The 19,320-nt window shown below is 44.1% G+C and carries 22 protein-coding genes; 16 read left to right on the top strand and 6 right to left on the bottom strand.

The genetic code is table 11. From position 1 onward, the window contains the following. Positions 1-68: 68 nt before the first annotated feature. The 6 genes from crp to OC443_RS17165 form a co-directional block, all read right to left on the bottom strand. On the bottom strand, positions 69-701 hold the full coding sequence (crp, locus tag OC443_RS17190) for a cAMP-activated global transcriptional regulator CRP (protein WP_038179153.1): 633 nt from the start codon (positions 699-701) through the stop codon (positions 69-71). Positions 702-957: 256 nt separating this feature from the next. Further along, a complete protein-coding gene (locus OC443_RS17185; protein WP_073579705.1) occupies positions 958-1,827 on the bottom strand; it encodes a phosphoribulokinase in 870 nt (289 codons plus the stop codon). A 77-nt stretch (positions 1,828-1,904) separates the two neighbouring features. After that, a complete protein-coding gene (locus OC443_RS17180) occupies positions 1,905-2,117 on the bottom strand; it encodes a YheU family protein (protein ID WP_073579706.1) in 213 nt (70 codons plus the stop codon). A 30-nt stretch (positions 2,118-2,147) separates the two neighbouring features. After that, a complete protein-coding gene (locus OC443_RS17175) occupies positions 2,148-3,125 on the bottom strand; it encodes a hydrolase (RefSeq protein WP_073579707.1) in 978 nt (325 codons plus the stop codon). Between the two features lie 61 nt (positions 3,126-3,186). Then, positions 3,187-3,672, bottom strand: a complete 486-nt coding sequence (locus tag OC443_RS17170; protein WP_073579708.1) for a TIGR02444 family protein — start codon at positions 3,670-3,672, stop codon at positions 3,187-3,189. Further along, positions 3,669-5,582, bottom strand: a complete 1,914-nt coding sequence (locus OC443_RS17165; protein ID WP_073579709.1) for an ABC transporter ATP-binding protein — start codon at positions 5,580-5,582, stop codon at positions 3,669-3,671. Before OC443_RS17165 ends, OC443_RS17170 begins: the two co-directional genes overlap by 4 nt. A gap of 239 nt (positions 5,583-5,821) precedes the next feature. On the opposite strand from OC443_RS17165, the gene kefG reads away from it, so the two are divergent. The 16 genes from kefG to rpsC all read left to right on the top strand — a co-directional run bounded on the left by kefG (position 5,822) and on the right by rpsC (position 19,318). After that, the gene (kefG, locus tag OC443_RS17160; protein ID WP_073579710.1) at positions 5,822-6,391 is read left to right on the top strand and encodes a glutathione-regulated potassium-efflux system ancillary protein KefG; all 570 of its coding nucleotides are present in this window, start codon (positions 5,822-5,824) and stop codon (positions 6,389-6,391) included. Then, positions 6,391-8,199, top strand: a complete 1,809-nt coding sequence (gene kefB, locus OC443_RS17155; RefSeq protein ID WP_073579711.1) for a glutathione-regulated potassium-efflux system protein KefB — start codon at positions 6,391-6,393, stop codon at positions 8,197-8,199. Before kefG ends, kefB begins: the two co-directional genes overlap by 1 nt. A 3-nt stretch (positions 8,200-8,202) precedes the next feature. Further along, positions 8,203-8,403 (top strand): YheV family putative zinc ribbon protein, encoded by a 201-nt coding sequence (locus OC443_RS17150; RefSeq protein ID WP_073579712.1) that lies wholly within the window; start codon positions 8,203-8,205, stop codon positions 8,401-8,403. A gap of 89 nt (positions 8,404-8,492) precedes the next feature. Beyond that, positions 8,493-9,056 carry a peptidylprolyl isomerase gene (gene slyD, locus OC443_RS17145; RefSeq protein ID WP_073579713.1) on the top strand — a complete coding sequence of 188 codons (564 nt, stop codon included), beginning with the start codon at positions 8,493-8,495 and terminating at the stop codon, positions 9,054-9,056. 320 nt (positions 9,057-9,376) lie between these two features. Further along, complete coding sequence (locus OC443_RS17140) at positions 9,377-10,675, top strand: adenylosuccinate synthase (RefSeq protein ID WP_073579714.1); 1,299 nt, start codon at positions 9,377-9,379, stop codon at positions 10,673-10,675. 209 nt (positions 10,676-10,884) lie between these two features. After that, on the top strand, positions 10,885-11,520 hold the full coding sequence (gene motX / locus OC443_RS17135) for a flagellar protein MotX (protein ID WP_073579715.1): 636 nt from the start codon (positions 10,885-10,887) through the stop codon (positions 11,518-11,520). A 239-nt stretch (positions 11,521-11,759) separates the two neighbouring features. After that, a complete protein-coding gene (rnr, locus tag OC443_RS17130; RefSeq protein ID WP_073579716.1) occupies positions 11,760-14,186 on the top strand; it encodes a ribonuclease R in 2,427 nt (808 codons plus the stop codon). Between the two features lie 10 nt (positions 14,187-14,196). Then, entirely contained in the window at positions 14,197-14,934 is a 738-nt protein-coding gene (gene rlmB, locus OC443_RS17125; RefSeq protein ID WP_073579717.1) for a 23S rRNA (guanosine(2251)-2'-O)-methyltransferase RlmB, read from the top strand. 304 nt (positions 14,935-15,238) lie between these two features. Next, on the top strand, positions 15,239-15,550 hold the full coding sequence (rpsJ, locus tag OC443_RS17120) for a 30S ribosomal protein S10 (protein ID WP_001181007.1): 312 nt from the start codon (positions 15,239-15,241) through the stop codon (positions 15,548-15,550). A gap of 14 nt (positions 15,551-15,564) precedes the next feature. Next, entirely contained in the window at positions 15,565-16,194 is a 630-nt protein-coding gene (gene rplC / locus OC443_RS17115; protein ID WP_073579718.1) for a 50S ribosomal protein L3, read from the top strand. A gap of 16 nt (positions 16,195-16,210) precedes the next feature. After that, the gene (gene rplD, locus OC443_RS17110) at positions 16,211-16,813 is read left to right on the top strand and encodes a 50S ribosomal protein L4 (RefSeq protein ID WP_073579719.1); all 603 of its coding nucleotides are present in this window, start codon (positions 16,211-16,213) and stop codon (positions 16,811-16,813) included. Then, on the top strand, positions 16,810-17,112 hold the full coding sequence (gene rplW, locus OC443_RS17105) for a 50S ribosomal protein L23 (protein WP_073579720.1): 303 nt from the start codon (positions 16,810-16,812) through the stop codon (positions 17,110-17,112). Before rplD ends, rplW begins: the two co-directional genes overlap by 4 nt. A 15-nt stretch (positions 17,113-17,127) precedes the next feature. Next, complete coding sequence (gene rplB / locus OC443_RS17100) at positions 17,128-17,952, top strand: 50S ribosomal protein L2 (RefSeq protein WP_073579721.1); 825 nt, start codon at positions 17,128-17,130, stop codon at positions 17,950-17,952. 20 nt (positions 17,953-17,972) lie between these two features. Next, a complete protein-coding gene (gene rpsS / locus OC443_RS17095) occupies positions 17,973-18,251 on the top strand; it encodes a 30S ribosomal protein S19 (RefSeq protein WP_073579722.1) in 279 nt (92 codons plus the stop codon). Positions 18,252-18,261: 10 nt separating this feature from the next. Further along, positions 18,262-18,594 carry a 50S ribosomal protein L22 gene (rplV, locus tag OC443_RS17090; RefSeq protein WP_073579723.1) on the top strand — a complete coding sequence of 111 codons (333 nt, stop codon included), beginning with the start codon at positions 18,262-18,264 and terminating at the stop codon, positions 18,592-18,594. A gap of 19 nt (positions 18,595-18,613) precedes the next feature. After that, a complete protein-coding gene (gene rpsC, locus OC443_RS17085; protein WP_073579724.1) occupies positions 18,614-19,318 on the top strand; it encodes a 30S ribosomal protein S3 in 705 nt (234 codons plus the stop codon). Positions 19,319-19,320: the final 2 nt, after the last annotated feature.

Raw genomic sequence — 19,320 nt, 5'->3', positions numbered from 1 at the left:
CTGACAGATATGAAAAAGCCACTTTTAAAAAGTGGCTTTTTAAACAGAGAAAATCAGAAAATAACTAATTAGCGTGTGCCGTAAACCACAATGGTTTTACCATGTGCTGAAATTAGATTCTGCTCTTCTAGCATTTTTAAAATACGACCAACCGTTTCACGTGAACAACCTACAATTTGACCGATTTCCTGACGTGTTATTTTTATTTGCATGCCATCAGGGTGAGTCATTGCATCTGGTTGTTTTGCAAGGTTGAGTAGTGTTTGTGCAATACGGCCCGTCACATCAAGGAATGCCAGATCACCGACTTTCTGACTTGTCACCTGAAGACGGCTTGCCATTTGTCCGGCCAGACGCATCAGGATGTCCGGATTGACCTGAATCAGCTGACGGAATTTCTTAAATGAAATCTCAGCAACTTCACATGGGGACTTCGCCCGAACCCAGGCTGTACGTTCCTGACCTTCTTCAAATAAACCAAGTTCACCAATGAAGTCTCCCTGATTCAGATAGGAAAGAATCATTTCTTTCCCTTCTTCATCTTTAATGAGAACTGCAACAGAACCTTTTACGATATAGTAAAGCGTCTCTGCTTTTTCACCAGCATGGATGAGCGTACTCTTTGATGGGTACTTATGAATATGACAATGTGAAAGAAACCACTCTAAAGTTGGATCGGTTTGAGGTTTACCTAGAACCATAATATCTCTCTTCCTCTGCAGGGTATGCTTGCTACTTTCCGTGTTCTTAAGCTAAAGCATTGATATAAAAATCTAGCATAAGAGGTGTTTAGAAAGCGTGCAAGTCGTCTTCTGTTTCGCTATTAAAAATAGTATCGTTTTTCTGGCACAATTTCTTGATTTTTATCGTGTGACCACTGCAAATTTATCCCACAAAATGTGCTCAGTGTCACGGTATGAAAAGTAAAATATAGAATGTCGTCTGGTTTAGCCCGGGTTAACCAATTTTTCCTGTTTCGATTAATTTTTGCAGAATTGGCCGGACAATTAACTCCATGGCAAAACTCATCTTTCCGCCCGGTACAACAATGGTGTTATGCCGGGACATGAACGAGCCATCAATCATGGCGAGTAAATAGGGGAAATCGACATTTTTAATTCCCCGCAGCCGGATTACGACAAAGCTTTCGTCGAGGCTGGGGATGCCTTTTGCGCTCAGCGGGTTTGATGTATCGACAGTCGGAACGCGTTGAAAGTTGATATGTGTCCGGGAAAACTGAGGTGTAATATAATTCAGATAATCATCCATTGAACGGACAATCGAGTCCATCACGGCTTCTTTCGAGTGCCCCCGATCTCTGGTATCGCGAACAAATTTCTGAATCCATTCCAGGTTCACTATGGGTACCATGCCAATAAGAAAATCAACATGCTGTGATACGTTGATTTCGCCATCAACGACACCGCCGTGTAGCCCTTCATAGAATAATACGTTGGTATCATCGGGCAGCTCCTGCCAGGGCGTGAATGTCCCGGGAGTCTGATTATATGGAACGGCTTCATCAAATGTATGCAGATATCGACGAATCTTTCCCGTGCCTGAACGGCCATATTCCCGGAAGAATTCTTCCAGGGCAGAAAAATCATTGGCCTGAGGACCAAAGTAACTGATGTGCCGTCCCTGTTCTCTGGCCTTACGAATCTCTACATCCATTTCCGGGCGGGTAAACCGGTGAAAACTATCACCTTCCACCCAGGCTGATTTAATCTTCATCATATTAAACATTTTGCGAAATGCTTCTGATGTTGTCGTCGTTCCTGCTCCTGAAGAGCCGGTGACCGCAATAATTGGATGTTTTGCTGACATGACATCCTCTGTCTATCATATTCAATGTGGCACAACTATATCATGGATTGGAATTGTGTCATCCGGGTGATGTTACGTTACTGGTATCTGTTTAGTTGAATATCTACAGTCTCGTGTAATTCGGAATAGACGACGACAGCTTCTCCGGTTTTTAGCTGTTGTTTGATTTGCTCTATCTTTATTTTCAGTGGTATTTCGCTCTCACCGTAGTCTGTGCCTTCCCGCAGGACAAATTCCCGAATCAGGTTTTCCAGCGCGTCAGGTGATATTTCTTGCCAGGGAACAATCATAATTTTTGGTCTGTAATTCGTTGTATAAAGCTATTCTACGTGTTTAGCGTAGTAAGCAGGAAGTGTTTGTTCCAGCCAGAAGACCGGTTTAAAAATACTGCCGCTAAGAAAACCAACGTGTCCGCCATGAGCAAGTAGTTGATAATTAATTGTTTCAGGCAGTGGTTCGGAAGGAATGACTGATGCAGTCATAAATGGATCATCCCGTGCGTGAATAATTAACGTTGGTAGCTTGATTTGTGCCAGCTTATGAATCGCAGAACATTGATGATAATAGTGACTGGCATCCGAGAACCCATGGAGTGGCGCTGTAATTAAATCATCAAAATTTTTCAGTGTGGTCAGGCTTTGAATCGCATCGCTTGTCACTGGTATTTTTTGCCGTAGAATTTGAATGCGTTGCAAGGCGTTCTTCTTCAGAGAGCTAAGCAGGTAACGCTGATATACTTTAGAGAAACCATCATTAATTCTATCTGAGCAGGCTGCAAGGTCGAATGGTGCAGAGATAATTGTTGCGGCGTTGAGTAGTGGTTCTTTGGCAAATTCAACCAGATAATTCGCCAGCATATTTCCACCCAGCGAGATACCTGTTGCTATTTTGTACGAATGCGGAAATCGCTCAGTCAGCATTTGCAGGAAATGGTGTGGATCTTTGGTTTCACCTGAATGATAAGCCCGGGCCTGTAAATTTGGCTTTCCGCTGCATCCACGGAAATGCATCATGACTGCAAGCCACCCTTTTTCAGCAAAGGCATGCATCAATCCATTCGCATAAGGGCTGTTAAAGCTACCTTCCAGGCCATGAAACAGAATAAACACCGGCTTATCCTGGGCGGATTCAGAATGAGGATTTTCACTCCATGCGATATCCAGAACATCATCGTCTGGCGTTGAGATGCTCTCCCAATGAGGTATGAACAGGTTTTTTTTCCGGATAAATCTGGGAAGCAGTGTTTGTGTATGCGGGTTGACTCCGCCGGAGGCAGGTATAAAAGAGAATAGTGTCATTTGAGTAAGTAGCGGGATTGATAAAATTAGGGCTATTTTATTTTATATCGTGCGGCCAAAGCTATATTTTTTGTTGTTTAGGGAATGATGCGGGTTTAGAAAAAATGTCAGCTAAGTGCTCCGCACCTAACTGCTTACAGTAGTAAAGTGTCAAGGCAACAGAAGCTGGCGGCTGCAGCGTCAGGGTGTTGATACATTCTACCAGATCAGATTGCTGTTGCTTTTCGAGTTGTAATTCAAACTGGAGAGACTCCCGGTACAGCGTGTCCGGGAGATGACTTTTCAGCTTTCTTCTTAAATCACGGAATCCATGTAGCAGAATTTCAGAGCGGTTAATACAGGTGATAACCTTATTCCAGTCTTGCTCTTTGATACTGACTTGTTGTTCATCAAGCCATTTCAACAGCAATAACAGGTTGACATTACCGTGATAATTATTCTGAAGGCTCATACAGGCTTCCTTTACATCCCGCACACTGTAATACTGCAAACTGAATTGCCATAAGTGTTCAAGTGTTAATGAAACCTGAGTGAGGGCCTGATTCATATTGCGTTGGATTCCTGCTCCATCTGTTCCAGAATTTCCTGTTGTTCCATCCACTGAGATTCTGTTTGTTCCAGTGTTGCTTTCGCTTTCGCCTGATCTGCGATTACCTGATTAAGTTTAGTTTTGTTTTCAGCATTATAAAGCGTGGTATCCGCTAATTGCTGCTCTATATTGCTGAGAATCAGCTGCAATTTATCGATATCCTGCTCCAGTTGTGTCAGTTTCTTGCGAATTGGCGCCGTTTTTTGGCGAAATTCGGCTTCTTTTCTTTTTTGTTCTTTCTTACTGAGCGTATTGGTTGGATTTTCTTTCTCCGGAGACTGCTCTTTTCTTTCCTGTTTTTGTAATTCCGTTAACCATTTGTAATAGTCATTTAAGTCCCCGTCAAAAGGTGCGACCAGCTGGTCATGAACCAGATAAAGATCATCGGTTGTTGCTCTGAGCAGGTAACGGTCGTGACTGACAATCACCATTGCACCTTCAAAGGTTTGTAAAGCCATCGTCAGAGCCTGACGCATATCCAGATCCAGATGGTTGGTCGGCTCATCCAGCAGTAACAGATTTGGTTTCTGCCAGACCAGTAATGCCAGCACCAGACGTGCTTTTTCTCCGCCGGAAAATGGCGCGACTTTATCCAGTGCCTCTTCCCCCCTGAACCCGAAGCTGCCGAGGTAATCTCTGAGTTCCTGCTCCGTCTTATCAGGGGCGATTTGCATTAAGTGTTGTAAGGGGGTTTCTTCCGGATGAAGCGTTTCTAACTGGTGCTGTGCGAAGTAACCAACTTTAACACCTTGTGAATATGTCAGCTCGCCACTTTGTGGTGAGAGCGAACCTGAAAGTAATTTGATCAGGGTGGATTTTCCGGCACCGTTTCTTCCCAGTAATCCAATCCGGCTTCCCGGCACCAGGTTGAGGCGAATCTGAGATAAAATCAGTTTGTCATCGTAACCGGCATTGACATCTTCCATCATTAAAATCGGGCTGGGCAGAGCGTCCGGGGTTCTGAAGTTGAATGAAAACGGGTTATCAAATTGAGCCGGGAGTACTTTTTCCATGCGTTCCAGTGCTTTAATCCGGCTTTGCGCCTGACGGGCTTTCGTTGCCTGATACCGGAAACGATCAATATAACTTTGCATGTGGGCAATTTGTTTCTGCTGTTTCTGGAACTGCGCTTGTTGTTGCAGTAGTTTTTCTGCCCTTTGTGTTTCAAAAGAAGAATAGTTGCCGGTGTACTCATTGAGTTGGTGGTTTTCTATATGGATGATTCGCTTTACGATTGGGTCGAGAAAATCCCGGTCGTGTGAAATCAGGATGAGCGTTCCCGGATAGGTTTGTAACCATCGCTCCAGCCACATGATAGCATCCAAATCAAGGTGGTTGGTTGGTTCATCCAACAGAAGTAAGTCAGACCGGCAAATCAGTGCCTGTGCGAGGTTGAGTCTCATTCGCCAGCCACCTGAAAACTGAGTCAGATGCCATTGCATTTGCTCCTGAGAAAAGCCAAGGCCGTTGAGTAACTCTGCTGCCCGGGCGCGAATACTGTAGCCACCCACCTGTTCGAGGTGACCATGTAATTCTGCAATTAATGAACCCTTGCCATCAGCTTCTGCCTGCTGCAAACGCCTTTCCAGTTCGCGGTATTCACGGTCGCCGTCAATCACATACTCCAGCGCCTCTCTTTCCAGAGCGGGTGTTTCCTGCGCCACCCAGGCCAGCTCCCAGTGTGAAGGCTGAGAAAAATTCCCCGCATCAATAGTGAGTTCATCTTTTAATAGTGCAAACAGGGTGGACTTCCCTGAGCCGTTTTTCCCGACTAATCCGATTTTGTCGCCCGGATGAATCGTTGCACAAGCCTGCTCTAAAAGTGGCTTTCCGCCACGTAATAACTGAATATCAGAAAAAGTAATCATAAATTATTTTATTGGAAAGAAAGACTGTCGGAATAGTAGGGGGATTCGTGTTAAAAGTCGATATTATCTGTTAGTTAGGATATGGTTCATAATAATCATATGCCCAAACAACCTGAACCCTGTACCTTCAGGTTGCTTGGGTATAATCATTTAAATTCAGCGTTATATTTCAGGGGATTTTTGGTCGTATCAAGAGCCTGCAACTGATAATCCGTATTATCTGATTAAGGAGAGATTGGATGAAAGGGTATGATTTATTTTCTGCATTCCCCAAAGTACTGGTGATTTTTGCTCATCCTGAGCCACAAAACTCTGTAGCAAATCAGGTTCTGATTAAGGCAATTGAATCTCTTGAACATGTGACTGTGCATGATTTATATGCAATTTATCCGGATTTTTTTATTGATGTAAATGCAGAGCAAGCATTACTGGAAAGATTCGATGTGATCGTTTTTCAGCATCCGCTTTATATGTATTCATGTCCGGCGTTACTGAAAGAATGGTTTGACCGTGTCCTTTGTAAAGATTTTGCTTTTGGTTCTCAGAGCCTTTTGCAGGGTAAAATCTGGCGGAGTGTGATTACGACGGGTGGCCGAAAAGCTGCATATGGAGATAAAGGATACAACCGTTATCCGCTGGAAGAAATTTTGCAGCCGTTCGAGTTGACCGCATCACTGTGTCGCATGCAATGGATGAAGCCATTGGTGATGTACTGGTCGCATAATATTACCGACGCCGAGCGTCATAAGCATGCAGAAAATTACCGGCGATGGATTTGTAATCCTGTTGATGGCGATGAGGGAGTGTAATGGCAGCATTTAACACGGAATTTTTACAAAGCAGCGCTGTTTTTTTGTCTGCTGCCGCCATTGCTGTACCTATTGCGCAGCGTGCCGGGCTTGGGTCTGTCCTTGGCTATCTTTTGGCTGGTATTGCTATTGGCCCCTGGGGGATGGGTTTGATTCGTGATGTGGACGCGATTTTGCATTTTGCTGAATTTGGCGTTGTCATGCTGTTGTTTCTTATTGGACTGGAGCTTAATCCGGCTAAATTATGGCGGATGAAGGCGCCTATTCTTGGGTTGGGCGGTGCTCAGGTCGTTGTAACCAGTGCAATATTGGCGGGTCTGATTCATTTATCCGGTATCGCATGGCAGGCGAGTCTGGTGATTGGTATGGGGTTGGCGTTATCCTCGACGGCAATTGCTTTACGTGTCATTGAAGAGCAAAAACTGGACAAAAGTGAAACCGGACAATCCGGATTTGCTGTACTGTTGTTTCAGGATATTGCTGTGATTCCTATGCTTGCAGTATTACCGGTACTTGCGGGGAATTCCGCCGGAGAGTGGATTGATGTGATGTGGATGCTCAGTGGCATGCTTGGGCTTCTGATTGGCGGGCGGTTACTGCTGAGCCCGTTATTCCGCTTTATCGTGATGAGCCGGGTCAGAGAACTGTTCACTGTAGCCGCGCTGTTGTTAGTGATTGGGATTGCCCTGATCATGCAAAAACTTGGTTTATCTATGGCTCTTGGGACGTTCCTGGCCGGGGTACTTTTAGCTGAAAGTGAATTTCGTCATGAGTTAGAAGTTTCGATAGAACCTTTTAAAGGGTTGTTATTAGGTCTGTTTTTTATTGCTGTCGGCATGGCCGTTGACCTCGGCTTGCTGTTTGAACAGCCGCTGACCATTATTGCCGCTGTAGTGGCATTGGTGTCGATAAAAGGCTTCATTTTGTATTTACTTGCCCGCTTATTTGGTACGCGGGCGAAAGCCCGCAGCAGTATGGCTGCTATTTTAAGTCAGGGTGGGGAATTCGCTTTTGTCATTTTTACTGCCGCAGAGACGAAAGGTATTTTACAGCCTGAACTCACATCATTTTTGCTGGTTGTGGTGAGTCTGTCTATGGTGACAACACCACTGTTGTTACTTGTGCAGAAAAAATGGTTTGAACGCCGGTTAAATGTGGGAAATGATGAGCCGGTTGAAGATGTGGAAAATCATGATCCCAGAGTGATTATTGCCGGGTTTGGTCGTTTTGGTCAGATTGTCGGGCGTTTGATGTATGCAAATAAGATCAAAGTAACCATTCTGGAAAGTGATGCCAGTCAGATAAAAGTACTGAGAAAGTACGGGTATCAGGTCTTTTATGGTGATGCGAGTAATTTAGAGTTACTCCGGGCTGCGGGAGCAGATACGGCAGAAGCAATTGTGATTTGTACCGATGTGCCGGATGAAGTGATGAAAATCGTCAGCCTGTGTCAGCAATTCTTCCCGAATCTGAGGATCTTAGCCCGGGCAAGAAGTCGGATTGAGGCTTATCAGTTACTCAATCACGGTATTGAAAATTATTCCCGGGAAACCTTTCTGGGCGCATTAGATTTAGGGCGTCAGGTCTTAGTTGAACTTGGTGTTCATCCTTATCAGGCGAAACGAGCTGAATCACATTTTCGAAAACTTGATAACGTTATGCTAAAGGAATTATTACCGCTTCATAATGAAGATCAACAGTTATCAATTCGGGCGAGAGAAGCCAGAAAAGATTTGGAAGAGATTTTTGGCCGTGAGATGGATCGCGATCGCCAGGCCCGGGATTTCTGGGAAAAAGAACAGGACTAGAGCGTGAGACAGAAAAAAAGGTTTATTGCAGGGGCAAACTGCCCAAAATGTTCGGGTTCAGATTCATTATGTTGGTGGGTGGAAAACAATGTCGAGCATGTTGAATGTGTGGATTGTGGTTTTACTGAACAACGTTTACCAAAAGGTCTGGATTCAAAACAACGGAATCAGGAACAGATGATTGGTATTTTTAAGCCGGAATAAATTGAGTTTCGCAAAGTTATCCCCATAATATCTGAGTGAATACTTAAGTCGTTTATTACGATATACACCCTTAATGCCCTGGAGCTTTTATGAAGATTGAAAAGAATGTTGTGGTTAGCCTTGCTTACCAGTTGAAACTTGAAGACGGTGTGGTGGCTGATCAGTCAACAGTTGATGCACCTTTAGATTATCTGCATGGACACAATAATCTCATTGCAGGGCTGGAAAATGAACTTGAAGGTAAAGAAGCTGGTGATAAATTTACTGCAACCGTTTTACCTGCTGATGCATACGGAGAATATAATGATGCATTAGTTCAGCGTGTTCCTGCTAATGTCTTCCAGGGGGTCGATCAAATTGAGCCGGGGATGCGTTTTTTGGCTGAAACCGATCAGGGGCAAATTCCTGTAGAAATTACTGAAGTGGATGGGGATGAAGTTGTCGTTGACGGAAACCATATGCTTGCGGGTCAGACACTGACTTTTGATGTTGAAGTTGTTGCGTTGCGTGAAGCAACAGAACAGGAAATTGAACATGGCCATATTCATCAGGAAGGCGGATGTTGTGGCGGCCATGGTGATTGTGATCACGAGCATGGCGATGAAAAAGAAGGTTGCTGCGGCGGTGGTGAAGGCGGCTGTGGTTGTCATTAATTCAGAGTAATTAATTCAATCTGCTTTACGGGCATCTGTTTGGTTATTTCCAGACAGATGCTTTTTTGTATCGAATCAGATATTCAGAATCGCACCAATAGTTGCTACCTGCTGGCATTGATTATGGTTATTCTAACGACCTCAGTGTGATGCATATCACTTTTTTAATGAAAGATTGCCTGAGAAAATAGTGAAAGCAGAGGTGAAAGCACATAGATCAATTAGTTATTTTTTTATGACATTTTTATGCTTAAAAAGTCACTGCATCCTTCAGTTTTCAGTGGTAGAATCCATTTTTAACCAGCAATCAGATTAAAAAGATGGGAAATAACGTAGTAGTATTGGGCACCCAGTGGGGTGACGAAGGGAAAGGAAAGATCGTCGATCTGCTCACTGAAGATGCTAAGTATGTCGTCCGCTATCAGGGTGGACACAATGCAGGTCATACCCTGGTTATAGATGGTGAAAAAACTGTTCTTCACCTGATACCTTCCGGAATTCTCCGGGAACACATTAAATGTATCATTGCAAATGGTGTTGTTCTCTCACCTGATGCGCTTTTAAAGGAAATGGAAGCGTTAGAAGCTCGTAATATTCCAGTGCAAGAGCGCCTTTTTATTTCTGAAGCATGTCCGTTAATCCTTCCTTATCACATCGCATTAGATCAGGCCCGTGAAACAGCCCGCGGTAAAAAAGCGATTGGGACCACCGGCCGAGGTATTGGTCCTGCGTATGAGGATAAAGTTGCCCGTCGTGGTCTTCGGGTTGGTGATTTGTTTGATAAAGTCAGCTTCGCTGAAAAACTCAAAGAAGTGATGGAATATCATAATTTCCAGCTTGTTAACTTTTATAAAGCTGAAGCCGTCAGCTATGAAAAGGTTCTTGAAGAAGTGATGGGCTATGCCGACCTTCTGACTTCAATGGTTATTGATGTGACTGATGAGCTGGATGCTGCCCGTAAACGTGGTGATAAAATCATGTTTGAAGGGGCTCAGGGCACATTGCTTGATATTGACCATGGAACCTACCCTTACGTTACATCTTCAAATACGACTGCTGGTGGTGTTGCTGCTGGTTCGGGTTTTGGTCCGTGCCATTTAAAATATATTCTTGGAATTGCAAAAGCGTATTGTACACGTGTTGGTGCAGGGCCGTTTCCGACAGAACTTCATGATGATATTGGTCATCATTTGGGTACAAAAGGTCAGGAGTTTGGTGCGACAACAGGTCGTAAACGCCGTTGTGGCTGGTTTGATGCTGTTGCAATGCGCAGAGCGATTCAAATCAACTCAATTACAGGTTTTTGTCTGACGAAACTGGATGTTTTAGATGGTCTTGACGAAATTAAAATCTGTACCGGGTATCAAATGAAAGATGGTTCTGTGATTGAAGTTTCTCCGATGGCTGCTGATGCTTATGATGATGTGACACCCATTTTCGAAACGATGCCAGGATGGTCTGAAAGTACATTTGGTGTGAAATCACTGGAAGAATTGCCTCAGGCTGCGCTTGACTATATCAGTCGTATTGAAGCTTTGACTGGTGTTCCGGTCGATGTTGTTTCCACTGGTCCGGATCGTAACGAGACCATTATCAAAGTGCATCCATTCAGCGTATAAACGCTGGTAGTATTCGCTGGATAAGAGACTGAACCGGCTACTTCATGTAGTCGGTTTTTTTGATGGTATTTTATACAAGACTCATCTGCTACAATTTATTTAAAACATCAGACTAAAGTGATCACGGAGCTTGCCGATAGCTTATTCAGGTCCCATAAAATAGCTCAGGAACTGATTGCGAGCTGTTAAGTTATAAGAAGAGATTGCATATGAGGCTACTAGCTGTAGCAATGACTTTAATCATGTTGCTTGGTAATTCTGTCAGTTATGCGAATGTGGCTGATGTTGGTGCGCCTGTGCCAATTTATTCTGAAGCAGAGTTGATCAAGTTGATTGAACAGAATAAACACCTGGAACGGGTGAAAGCTGATCAGTGCCAGTTGGTTGAAGATATTGTAGCTCGCGCAACCCGTATTAATTTGCCTGCTTATGAATTTTTATATGGTGACATGCTGGCTTGGGGCGTGTGTGTTGAGCAGGATGTTGAACTCGGACTTTATTACATGGAAAGTGCAGCTCATCAGGGGTTACCCGCTGCTTTAGAGCAAATAGGCAGGTATTACGCACAAGGCGTGCTTGTCCAGCAAGACAAAGAGAGAGCGATTCCATATTTAAGAGAAGCTTCAGCGATGGGCAATTTGAAAGCCAGAGTTCAGCTTGCTGAGTTACTCTTAAGGGATTATGGTAGTCCGCTGGATTATGAAGACGCTTATCGCTGGCTTTACCATTCAGTGACAGCTGATTCCAGGATGCATAAGCGCATCGCAATGCTTCGCCGGGGACTTGAACAAAGAATGCCGCAAAATGTGATTGCCAGAGCGAAGAAAAGAGAAACGTTCTGGTAAGAAAATACTCCTGACAGATACAGCTGTCAGGAGAATAAAATGAGTGCTCTATCCATCTTCACAAATTTATTCTTCTCATCTCATATGTTTATCTGATTCTGCTCCTGTGCATTTCTCATCTGTTGTTCCTGAGCATTTTGCTGGAGGGAAAATAACAGAAATAAATATAAGTAATTGTCATTAAGAGCTGAGAGTCAGATATACTAACTTCTATCTTCCCGACTTATTAAGGCGTATCTATGTCAGATCATATTCCCGGTGACCCGTTTGCTGACCGTGAATCACAAAATTATGATAATCCCATTCCCAGCAGAGAATACATTCTTGATTTTCTGAAGCAGGCAAAGGTTCCGATGAACCGGAATGATTTGTTTGAAGCGATGGAATTGAGTGGAGAAGATCAGTATGAAGGTTTACGGCGGCGATTACGGGCTATGGAGCGGGATGGTCAGTTGGTTTTTACCCGAAGACAGTGTTACGCGTTGCCAGAAAAGCTTGAGTTGATTAAAGGCTATGTGATCGGGCACCGGGATGGTTATGGCTGGGTGCGACCGGATGGTATGAATAGCAAAGAAGGGGATGTTCTTTTGCCACATCACCAAATGCGTACTTTGGTCCATGGTGATTATGTGCTTGTCCAACCAGGTGGCACCGATAAGCGGGGAAGAAAAGAAGGTCGTCTGGTTCGTATTCTTGAGGAAAGAAAAACTCAGATAGTTGGTCGTTTCTTTTTTGAATATGGTTATTCGTATGTTGTTCCGGATGACTCACGTATTCATCAGGATATTTTGATTCCTAATGAGCAGCGAGGCGGCGCCCGGATGGGCAATGTGGTTGTAATTGAAATATCAGACCGGGGAAGCCGCTCGCGTGGCATGATGGGAACAGTGATTGAGGTGTTGGGGGAGAATATGGCTCCCGGAATGGAAACACAAATTGCAATCAGAACACATCAAATTCCACATGAATGGCCGGACGACGTTGAAAACCAGATCAAATCATTCGGCGAAGAGGTTCCTGAAGAAGCTAAGATCAATAGGGTTGATTTAAGGGCTTTACCCTTAGTCACTATTGATGGTGAAGATGCCCGGGATTTTGATGATGCGGTTTATTGCGAGACTAAACCCGGTGGTGGCTGGCGCTTATGGGTCGCCATTGCGGATGTGAGCTATTATGTTCGCCCCGATTCTGCATTAGATAAAGAAGCGATTAACCGGGGAAACTCTGTTTACTTCCCTTCTCAGGTTGTTCCGATGCTTCCTGAAGTCCTTTCGAACGGGCTATGTTCACTAAACCCTGAAGTGGATCGCCTCTGTATGGTTTGCGAAATGACTATTTCGGAAAATGGCAAGCTGTCCGGATATAAACACTATGAAGCGGTTATGAATTCTCATGCCCGTCTGACGTATAATAAAGTTGCTTCAATTCTTGATAATGATGAAGAATTAAGAGAACGCCACAGTAATTTAGTGCCTCATCTGGAAGAACTTTATCGAATGTATAAAGTATTGAAGACCGCCCGGGAGCACCGTGGCGCAATTGAATTCGAGACTATTGAAACCAAATTTATTTTCAATGCCCAGAGAAAAATCGACAGAATTGAACCTTTAGTAAGAAATGATGCACATAAAATTATTGAAGAGTGCATGATCCTGGCAAATATAGCGTCCGCTGGTTTTGTCGAAAAAGCAAAAGAACCGTCATTGTTCAGAATTCATGAGTCTCCTGGTGAAGAGCGATTGACCGGCTTTAGGGACTTTCTTGGCGAGTTAGGACTAAACTTATCTGGTGGTCTGGAGCCATCTCCAACTGATTACGCTAATCTGATGACTCAAATCGGTGAGCGTCCGGATAAAGAGCTGATTCAGACAATGCTCCTGCGATCGATGAAGCAGGCTGTCTATAATCCTGACAATTGTGGTCATTTTGGGTTAGCGCTGAAGCGTTATGCACATTTTACCTCGCCTATTCGCCGTTATCCTGATTTATTATTACATCGTGCAATTAAGTATTTGGTTGCTAAAAATAATGGCCAAAACAAAGACAGATGGACGCCAACGGGTGGTTATCATTATAGCTTTGATGAGATGGATTACTATGGCGAACAGTGCTCAATGACAGAGCGCCGGGCTGATGATGCAACAAGGGATGTTGCAGACTGGCTAAAGTGTGAATATATGCAGGATCATGTCGGAGAAGTTCTTGATGGTGTGATTGCAAATGTGACTGGTTTTGGCTTTTTCGTTCGTCTGTCAGAATTACATATTGATGGCTTAGTTCATATATCATCATTAGCTAACGATTATTATCAATATGATCCTGTAGGTCAACGATTAATCGGTGAATCGTTCGGACATATTTACCGATTGGGTGATGTTGTTAAAGTAAAGGTTCAGTCTGTCAATCTGGATGATCGAAACATCGACTTCGAATTAGTTGAAACGAATCGACAGTTACGCGGAAAAGGAAAAACAGCCAGAAAACGGGCTGCGAAGAGTAAGAAAAGTACAGTCAAAGGCAAGGCTAAGCCACTGATTGAATCTGCGAAATATCCTGATAAAGACTCTCAGAAAAAGGCGGGTTTATCAGTACCCCGGAAAAAGAAAAAATCAGAAAAAGCGCGTAAAAAGAAAGTTAGAAATAAAGTCACAAAGAATCGAAAATAATAGGTAGAAAATGAGCCGGGAATATATTTATGGCATTCACGCTGTGAATGCGGTTTTACAAACGAGCCCAGATAGATTTATCGAAGTGTTTGCTCTGCAGGGCAGAGAGGATGAACGATTATTCTCTGTGCTGGAACAACTAAAGCAGCTTGGAATTTCTGTTCAGTTTATGAGCAGAAAAGCGCTGGATAACAAAGTGAATGGCGAAAACCATCAGGGGATGATCGCCAGAGTCAAACCTGCCAAATCCTTAAATGAGCATGATCTCGATGAAATTTTAGCTCAGAGTGAACAGCCTTTATTATTGGTTTTGGATGGTGTAACGGACCCTCATAATCTGGGTGCTTGCCTGCGCAATGCTGATGCAGCAGGTGTTTCTGCTGTTATCGTACCAAAAGATAAATCAGCTCCTTTGACAGCAACTGTGAGTAAGGTTGCTTGTGGTGCAGCTGAAACTGTACCTCTTATTCGGGTTACTAACCTTGCCCGGACCATGAGAGCGCTGCAAGAGAAAGGGATCTGGTTCGTTGGAACAGCCGGTGAAGCCAAACAAGACATATATCAGTCAAAATTAACTGGTCCACTGGCAATTGTAATGGGTGCCGAAGGGGATGGAATAAGACGATTAACCCGGGAAACATGTGATGCATTAATCAAAATCCCAATGGCAGGAAGTGTTTCCAGTTTAAATGTTTCAGTAGCGACCGGGATTTGTTTATTTGAGGCCGTCAGGCAGCGGCGTGTCTGAACATTGTTTATTCTGCAAACAAAAACTTGCATGTAAATTATCCTTCTGTATAATACGCTCCCACTGGTTAATCCAGTTGTGAACCAATGAGCAATGAGGAGTAGGCTAAAAAGTCTAGTAATGTAAACTCAGCTTATGTTCGCAGTTAATAAAAACTTAGCTATAAGCTAATCACCTATTAGCTGGACAATGTATCCAATTAGGATGCTACGGTTTCACATGAATCAATCGTCATTCTCTCATCATTGATGGGTTTGGGTGGCGATATTGTTTATGTAATTTTTAGATTTTGGAGCTCTGTCTCATGCAGAACCAACGTATTCGTATCCGCCTGAAAGCTTTCGATTATAAATTGATCGATGCGTCAACTGCGGAAATCGTAGAAACAGCTAAGCGTACCGGCGCACAGGTTCGTGGTCCAATTCCACTGCCTACTCGTAAAGAGCGTTTCACTGTTCTTATTTCTCCACACGTCAACAAAGATGCGCGTGATCAGTACGAAATTCGTACTCACAAACGTCTGATCGACATCGTTGAACCAACAGACAAAACTGTTGATGCTCTGATGCGTCTCGATCTGGCTGCTGGCGTTGATGTACAAATCAGCCTAGGTTAAGGGAGATTAGAATAATGATTGGTCTAGTCGGACGTAAAGTGGGTATGACCCGAGTATTTACCGAAGAAGGCGTTTCTATCCCAGTAACTGTTGTTGAAGTTGAAGCGAACCGTGTTGCTCAAGTGAAAACACTTGCAAGCGATGGTTATGCTGCAATTCAGGTTACAGCTGGTGCTAAGAAAGCTAACCGTGTCTCTAAGCCAGAAGCTGGCCACTTCGCAAAAGCAGGTGTTGACGCTGGACGCGGTCTTTGGGAATTCCGTTTAGAAAACGGAGAAGAGTTTGAAGTTGGTTCAGAACTAACAGTTGAACTTTTCAATGAAATCAAAAAAGTAGACGTTACTGGTACATCTAAAGGTAAAGGTTTCCAGGGTGCTGTAAAGCGTTGGAATTTCCGTACTCAAGATATGACTCACGGTAACTCTTTGTCACACCGTGCCCCTGGTTCTATTGGTCAATGTCAGACACCTGGACGCGTGTTTAAAGGCAAAAAAATGGCAGGTCACATGGGTGATGAGCGTGTAACGACTCAGAACCTTGAGATCGTTCGCGTTGATGCTGAGCGCAATCTGCTTCTGATCAAAGGTGCAGTCCCTGGTTCAACTGGTGCTGATGTGATCGTTAAACCAGCGGTTAAAGCATAACGTCTAGGAGTAAGTAATGGAATTGATGGTTAAAGGTGCTGATGCACTAACTGTTTCCGAAGCTACTTTCGGACGTGAGTTTAACGAAGCTCTGATTCATCAGGTAGTTGTTGCTTATGCAGCAGGTGCTCGTCAGGGAACTCGTGCTCAAAAAACACGTTCAGAAGTTTCTGGTGGTGGCGCTAAACCATGGCGTCAAAAAGGTACTGGTCGAGCTCGTGCCGGTACAATCCGTAGCCCAATCTGGCGTACGGGTGGTGTTACTTTTGCTGCGAAGCCTCAGGATCACAGCCAAAAAGTAAACAAAAAAATGTACCGTGGTGCAATGAAATGTATTCTGTCTGAACTGGTTCGTCAGGAGCGTTTAATCGTTGTTGACAACTTCTCAGTTGAAGCACCAAAAACAAAAGAGCTTGTTGCTAAATTAAAAGAACTTGAACTTGACGATGTACTGATTGTAACCGGTGACGTCGATGAGAATTTGTTCTTGGCTGCCCGTAACCTGTACAAAGTTGACGTACGTGATGTTGCAGGAATTGATCCTGTAAGTCTGATTGCGTTTGACAAAGTACTGATGACTGCAGCCGCAGTTAAGCAAATTGAGGAGATGCTGGCATGATTAGTGAAGAGCGTATCCTGAAAGTTCTACGTGCGCCGCACATCTCTGAAAAAGCAACGCTTGCTGCTGAAAAAGCAAATACAGTTGTTTTTAAAGTTGCGAAAGATGCAACAAAAAGAGAAATCAAAGCAGCTGTAGAAAAGCTATTTGAAGTTGAAGTTAAGTCTGTAAATACTCTTATTACTAAGGGTAAGACCAAACGTCAAGGTGTACGCCAAGGCCGTCGTAGCGACGTGAAAAAAGCGTATGTCACTTTGAAAGAAGGTCAGGATCTTGATTTCGTTGGCGGTGCTGAGTAACAGGAGTAGTTAAGAATGGCTATTGTTAAATGTAAGCCGACTTCCCCTGGTCGTCGTCACGTTGTTAAAGTTGTTAACGCTGACCTACACAAGGGCAAGCCTTATGCACCTCTTTTAGAGAAAAACTCTAAACATGGTGGTCGTAACAACAACGGTCGTATTACTGTACGTCATATCGGTGGTGGTCATAAACAACACTATCGTGTGATTGATTTTAAACGTACAAAAGATGGTATTCCAGCAAAAGTAGAGCGTCTGGAATACGATCCAAACCGTAGTGCGAACATTGCTTTGGTTCTTTACGCAGATGGTGAACGTCGTTACATCATTGCACCAAAAGGTTTGCAAGCTGGTGACGTGATTCAATCAGGTGTAGACGCGCCAATCAAAGCAGGTAACACGCTTCCAATGCGTAACATCCCTGTTGGTTCAACAGTTCACAACGTTGAATTGAAACCAGGAAAAGGTGCACAGCTGGCTCGTTCTGCTGGTGCTTATGCTCAGATCGTTGCTCGTGATGGTGCTTATGTCACAATCCGTTTACGTTCTGGTGAAATGCGTAAAGTTCCTGTTGAAGGTCGTGCAACTATCGGTGAAGTTGGTAATGCAGAACACATGCTGCGTGAACTGGGTAAAGCTGGTGCAAAACGCTGGCGCGGTGTTCGTCCAACTGTTCGTGGTGTTGTAATGAACCCTGTTGATCACCCTCACGGTGGTGGTGAAGGTCGTACTTCTGGTGGCCGTCATCCTGTATCGCCATGGGGTATGCCAACGAAAGGCTTCAAGACCCGTAAGAATAAGCGTACTGACAAATATATTGTCCGTCGCCGTACTAAGTAATCTATTAAAGAGGATAAGCCATGCCACGTTCTCTCAAGAAGGGTCCATTTATTGACCTACACTTGCTGAAGAAGGTAGAGAAAGCGGTGGAAAGCGGAGACAAGAAACCTATCAAGACTTGGTCCCGTCGCTCAATGATCATTCCACAAATGATTGGTTTGACCATCGCTGTCCATAATGGTCGTCAACACGTTCCAGTTTTCGTAACTGACGAAATGATCGGTCACAAACTGGGTGAATTTGCACCAACTCGTACTTATCGCGGTCATGCTGCTGATAAGAAAGCGAAGAAGAAATAAGGAGTAGATGATGGAAGCTATCGCTAAACATAACTTTGCTCGTATTTCTCCACAGAAAGCTCGCTTAGTTGCAGATTTGATTCGTGGTAAATCTGTCGATCAGGCTCTGGAAATTCTGACTTTCAGCAACAAAAAAGCTGCTGATTTGATCAAGAAAGTTCTTGAGTCAGCTATCGCGAATGCGGAGCATAATGAAGGTGCAGACATCGACGATCTGAATGTCGCTAAAATCTTCGTAGATGAGGGCCCTGTCATGAAGCGTATTATGCCTCGTGCCAAAGGCCGTGCGGATCGTATCTTGAAGCGTTCAAGCCACATTACTGTGGTTGTCGCAGATCGCTAAGAGACTAGGAGAGTAAGCAATGGGTCAGAAAGTACATCCTAATGGTATTCGTCTGGGCATCGTAAAGCCTTGGAATGCTACATGGTTTGCTAACACCAAAGAATTCGCTGACAACCTAGACGGCGACTTCAAGGTACGTCAGTTCCTGATTAAGGAACTTTCAAAAGCGTCCTTATCACGTATCGTTATTGAGCGTCCGGCAAAAAGTATTCGTGTGACAATTCATACGGCTCGCCCTGGCGTTGTTATCGGTAAAAAAGGTGAAGACGTTGAAAAGCTACGCGCAGCTGTAGCAAAAATTGCAGGTGTGCCAGCACAGATTAATATCGCTGAAGTGCGTAAGCCTGAGCTTGATGGTCAGCTTGTTGCTGATAGCATCGCGTCTCAGTTAGAACGCCGTGTTATGTTCCGTCGCGCGATGAAGCGTGCAGTTCAAAATGCTATGCGTTTAGGTGCCAAAGGTATCAAAGTGGAAGTTAGTGGTCGTTTAGGCGGCGCTGAGATTGCACGCTCTGAATGGTACCGTGAAGGCCGTGTGCCTCTGCACACACTTCGTGCTGACATTGATTATGCAACTTCTTCGGCTCATACGCAGTATGGTGTCATTGGCGTTAAAGTATGGATCTTCAAAGGAGAAATCCTTGGAGGAATGCCATCTGCTAATGCAGCAGCTACTGAGCCTAAAGGTGATAAACCTAAGAAGCAGCGTAAAGGCCGTAAGTAAGG

This window comes from Vibrio quintilis (assembly GCF_024529975.1).
Taxonomy (GTDB): Bacteria; Pseudomonadota; Gammaproteobacteria; order Enterobacterales; family Vibrionaceae; genus Vibrio; species Vibrio quintilis.
Note: the sequence above shows the minus strand (reverse complement) of the source record. Positions and strands in the feature narration are given on the sequence as shown.